Origin of the sequence: Phenylobacterium aquaticum (assembly GCF_947378715.1) — a bacterium.
GTDB classification, from domain to species: Bacteria; Pseudomonadota; Alphaproteobacteria; order Caulobacterales; family Caulobacteraceae; genus Phenylobacterium; species Phenylobacterium aquaticum_A.
Genome location: NZ_CANCLE010000225.1, coordinates 1 through 4,780 on the forward strand (window position 1 = coordinate 1; position 4,780 = coordinate 4,780).

Here is a 4,780-nt window from a genome sequence, read left to right on the forward strand (position 1 = left end):
AGGGCCTGGTGGCGATCAGCCTCGCGCTCACCACCGCGCGGATGTATCCGACCCTGAAATACGCCCTGGGCCACGGCAAGGCCTGTTCGCGGGTGATGGTGGCGGGCCAGGCCGCCCCGGTCCTACACTCGCCGCTCGCGGCCTGAGGATCCCATGAGCGCGCCCGGCGACATCGCGGCCTTCGAGGCCGAGCGGCCAAGGCTCAAGCGGCTGGCCTATCGCATGCTGGGCTCGGTCAGCGAGGCGGAGGACGCCGTGCAGGACGCCTGGCTGCGCTGGTCCCGGGCCGGCGACGAAATCGCCGAACCCGCCGCCTGGCTGGTGCGGGTGACCAGCCGGCTTTGCATCGACCGGATGCGGGCGGCCAAGGCCCGGCGGGAGGTCTATCGCGGACCGTGGCTGCCGGAGCCGCTGATCGAGGAATTGGCCGACGATCCGCTGGAGCGGGCAGAGGATGTGTCGGTGGCCTTTCTGCTGGCGCTGGAGCGGCTGTCGCCCTTGGAGCGGGCGGTGTTCCTGCTGCACGACGTGTTCGACGAGGACTATGCGCAGGTGGCCGAGACCCTGGGCCGCAACGAGGCGGCGGTGCGCCAGCTGGCCAGCCGGGCCCGGGCCCATGTCAAGGACGCCAGGCCCCGCTTTACGGTGGACGAGGCCGAGGCCGCGCGGCTGGCCGCCGCCTTCATGGCCGCCGCCGCCCAGGGCGACATGAAGGCGCTGGGCGCGGTGCTGGCGGCCGATGCGGTGATGCTGACCGACGGCGGCGGCAAGCGCTCGGCGGCCCTGCGGCCGCTCCATGGGCCTGCCGATATCATCGCCCTCCTGGAGGGGCTGGCCTGGCGCAGCGGTCTCGCCTGGCCGCTGAGCTTCCGGGCGGTGCGGATCAACGGCTATCCCGGTGTGATCCTGGAGCGCGAGGACGGGCCGATGACCGTGGCCTTCCAGCCCGGCGAGGGCGGCAAGCTGGCCGGGGTCTATATGGTGAGGAACCCGGACAAGCTGGGGCATTTGAAGGCGTAAGCTGCTCCCCCGCTGGGGGAGCAGCGTGGCGCTCGTCGTCGCCGTCAGAAATCGGCTACACTGCGGCCGTGCGCGTCGACGAACACTTCCTGGATGAGATCAAATCCCGCCTTCGCCCGTCCGACGTGATCGGCAAGACGGTGAAGCTGCGCAAGCAGGGGCGTGAGTATGTGGGCCTGAGCCCCTTCACCAAGGAGAAGACCCCGTCCTTCTATGTGAACGACGACAAGGGCCAGTTCTTCGATTTCTCGTCGGGCAAGACCGGCGATGTGATCACCTTCGTGCAGGAGACCCAGCGGCTCTCGTTCATGGAGGCGGTGGAGCAGCTGGCGGCCGAGGCGGGCCTGACCATGCCGGCTCACGATCCGCAGAGCCAGGAGCAGGACAAGAAGCGCCAGGGCCTCTCGGACTGGCTGGAGACCGCCGCCCAGTGGTTCGAGGCCGAGCTGCGCCGGCCGGTGGGCCGCGAGGCGCGGGCCTATCTGGAAGGGCGCGGCCTGCCGGAGGCCGAATGGGCGCGGTTCCGCCTGGGCTTCGCGCCCGGTGGCCGGACGGCGCTGAAGGACTATCTGGTCGCCAAGGGCGCACGGCCGGCCGAGCTGGTCGACACCGGCATGCTGATCGCGCCGGAGGAGGGCGGGGCGCCCTATGACCGGTTCCGCGACCGCATCATCTTTCCGATCACCGATCCGCGCGGCCGGGTGATCTCGTTCGGCGGCCGGGCCTTGGATCCCAAGGCCCGCGCCAAGTACCTGAACGGCCCCGAGACGGTGGTCTTCCACAAAGGCCACCAGCTCTATGGCCTGGCCGAGGCCCGCAAGATCATCGCTGCGGCGCCGAGCGGCGAGACCCCGCCCCTGGCGGTGGTGGAAGGTTATATGGACGCCATCGCCTGCCAGCGCGCCGGGATCGCCGCCGTGGCGCCCATGGGCACGGCGCTGACCGAGGAGCAGATGGAGATGCTGTGGCGTCACCATCCCGAGCCGACGCTCTGTTTCGACGGCGACCGGGCGGGCCGTCAGGCCGCCAGCCGGGCCATCGACCGGGCCTTGCCGCTTTTGAAGCCCGGCAAGAGTTTCCGCTTCGCGATCGTCGAGGGCGGCAAGGATCCGGACGAGGTGCTGCGCGAGCAGGGGGCGGCGGCCCTGCGCAGCCAGATGGCCGAGACCACCCCCTTCGTCGAGGCGTTGTTCGTCCGTGAGCGCGACCAGGAGCCGCTGGATACGCCCGAGCGCCGGGCCGGGCTGAAGGGGCGCCTGCGACAATTGGCCGGGACTATCGCCGACAAGGACCTGCAGCAGGCCTATCGCGAGGACCTGTTGACCCGTCTCGACGGCCTGTTCGCCCGACCGGAGCGGGAGGCGCGCCGGCCCTGGGTCCCCTCTGGCGAGGGGTTCGGCGGTGGGCGCAAGCGCGGCCAATGGGGGCAACCCCCGCCTGCGCCAGCCAGCCCTGAGGGCAAGGCCAGCGCCCGGCGACTGTCGCAGAGGATGGACCTGACGGCCGCCGCCCTGGTGAAGTTCGTGCTGGCCGATCCGGCCGTGCTCGACGACCATCTGGAGGACGCCCTGACCGCCAATGGCTTCGGCGATCCGGGGCTTTCAGAATTGGCGAGGGAAATCATCCGTCTGCGTCTGGACCACGACCATCTTGACTCGGGGTCCCTCACACGCCATCTGGCGTCTTGCGGGTATAGCACGCTACTGACAGACATCGACCGGGCCGCTGCGACATCGAGCGCGCCCATCCTTAAATCGGATGTCTCCCTCGAAGCAGCTAGATCGCAGTGGTCGCAAGCCTTCGCTCGCCTTTCTAGGTTGGCGGCGCTCGACGAGGCTATAGCCGCCGCCAAGGTCAGCCTGGGCGGACGATCAGCTATGGAGACCCTCGGGCGCCTGAAGGGCGAACGCGACGCACTGAAACGCGCGATCAGGGATTGGGACGATTAAGGCGGATGAAGGGTCGTTTTGGTAAACGACCTGGAAGCGATCGCCATTCACATCTTCGGCTCGCCCCTTGAATGAGGGGCGCGGCCGAATCCGGAGATTTAGATGAGCACGACCACCGCTGAGACGGAACCGACCGAGACCACTGGGGGCGACGGCCCGCTGCTCGACCTTACCGACGCCGGCGTCAAGAAGTTCATCAAGCAGGCCAAGGCCCGCGGCTACGTCACCATGGACGAGCTGAACAAGGTCCTGCCCTCCGAGGAAGTCACCTCGGAAGCCATCGAAGACACCCTGGCGATGCTGTCGGAAATGGGCGTCAACGTCGTCGAGGCGGAAGAAGACGCCGAGGGCGGCGAGGTCGCCGTCCGCGAAGAGACCGCGGTGGTCGAGACGGCCAAGGAGCCGGCCTATGACCGCACCGACGATCCCGTCCGCATGTATCTGCGCGAGATGGGTTCGGTGGAGCTGCTCTCCCGCGAGGGCGAAATCGCCATCGCCAAGCGCATCGAGGCCGGCCGCGACACGATGATCCGGGGCCTGTGCGAAAGCGCCCTGACCTTTGAAGCCATCATGGTCTGGCGGGAAGAACTCGGCACCGGCCGCATCCTGCTGCGCGAAGTGATCGACCTTGAGCAGACCTATGGCGGCGTCAACGCCGCGGCCGCCGAACAGCTGGCCGCCGAGGCCCCGGTCGAGGAAGAGGAATCCGCCGAGGTCACCGAGGACGGCGAAGCCATCGCCAAGGGCGAGAGCGACGACGACGACGATTTCGACGACGGCGCCGGCCCGACCATCAGCGCGATGGAAGGCGAACTGCGCGAAGGGGTCATGGCGACCCTGGACGCCATCGCCACCGAGTTCGACAGCTTCCGCGCCCTGCAGGAAAAGCTGGTCGGCAAGCGCCTGAAGGGCGAGGACCTCTCCGACGCCGACCGCAAGGCCTATGAGACGGCCTCGATCGCCATCGTCCAGCATCTGAAGACGCTCAAGCTGAACAACAACCGCATCGAGGCGCTGGTCGAGCAGCTCTATGCGATCAACAAGCGGCTGATGGGCCTGGAAGGCCGGCTGCTGCGCCTGGCCGACAGCTACGGCATCTCGCGCAACGAGTTCCTCAAGGCCTATTTCGGCTCCGAGATGAGCCCTTCCTGGTCCGACCAGGTGAAGACCCTGGGCGTGCGCTGGACCAAGTTCGCCGAGAACGACGCCGGCCAGATCACCGACATCCGCAGCGAGATCGCTGCGCTCGCCACCGAGACCGGCGTGCCGATCGACGACTATCGCCGCATCGTCCACACGGTGCAGAAGGGCGAGCGCGAGGCCCGTCAGGCCAAGAAGGAAATGGTCGAGGCCAACCTTCGCCTGGTGATCTCGATCGCCAAGAAGTACACGAATCGCGGCCTGCAATTCCTTGATCTCATTCAGGAAGGCAATATCGGCCTGATGAAGGCGGTCGATAAGTTCGAATATCGCCGCGGCTACAAGTTCTCGACCTACGCTACCTGGTGGATCCGTCAGGCGATCACCCGCTCGATCGCCGACCAGGCCCGCACCATCCGCATCCCGGTGCACATGATCGAGACGATCAACAAGATCGTCCGCACCAGCCGCCAGATGCTGCACGAGATCGGCCGCGAGCCGACGCCGGAGGAACTGGCCGAAAAGCTGGCCATGCCGCTGGAGAAGGTCCGCAAGGTCCTGAAGATCGCCAAGGAACCGATCAGCCTCGAGACCCCGATCGGCGATGAGGAAGACAGCCACCTCGGCGACTTCATCGAGGACAAGAACGCCATCCTGCCGATTGACGCGGC

General features: G+C 67.6%; 3 protein-coding genes. All 3 read left to right on the forward strand.

Going from position 1 to position 4,780, the window contains the following annotated elements; genetic code table 11:
* The first annotated feature begins 153 nt into the window (after positions 1–153).
* A complete protein-coding gene (sigJ, locus tag Q7P21_RS19385; RefSeq protein WP_304179881.1) occupies positions 154–1,020 on the forward strand; it encodes an RNA polymerase sigma factor SigJ in 867 nt (288 codons plus the stop codon).
* 68 nt (positions 1,021–1,088) lie between these two features.
* Positions 1,089–2,969: a DNA primase gene (gene dnaG / locus Q7P21_RS19390; protein WP_304179886.1), complete on the forward strand. Its 1,881-nt coding sequence runs from the start codon at positions 1,089–1,091 to the stop codon at positions 2,967–2,969.
* Positions 2,970–3,071: 102 nt separating this feature from the next.
* Positions 3,072–4,780: RNA polymerase sigma factor RpoD (gene rpoD, locus Q7P21_RS19395; RefSeq protein WP_304179890.1), on the forward strand; the 1,709-nt coding region annotated here is incomplete at its 3' end.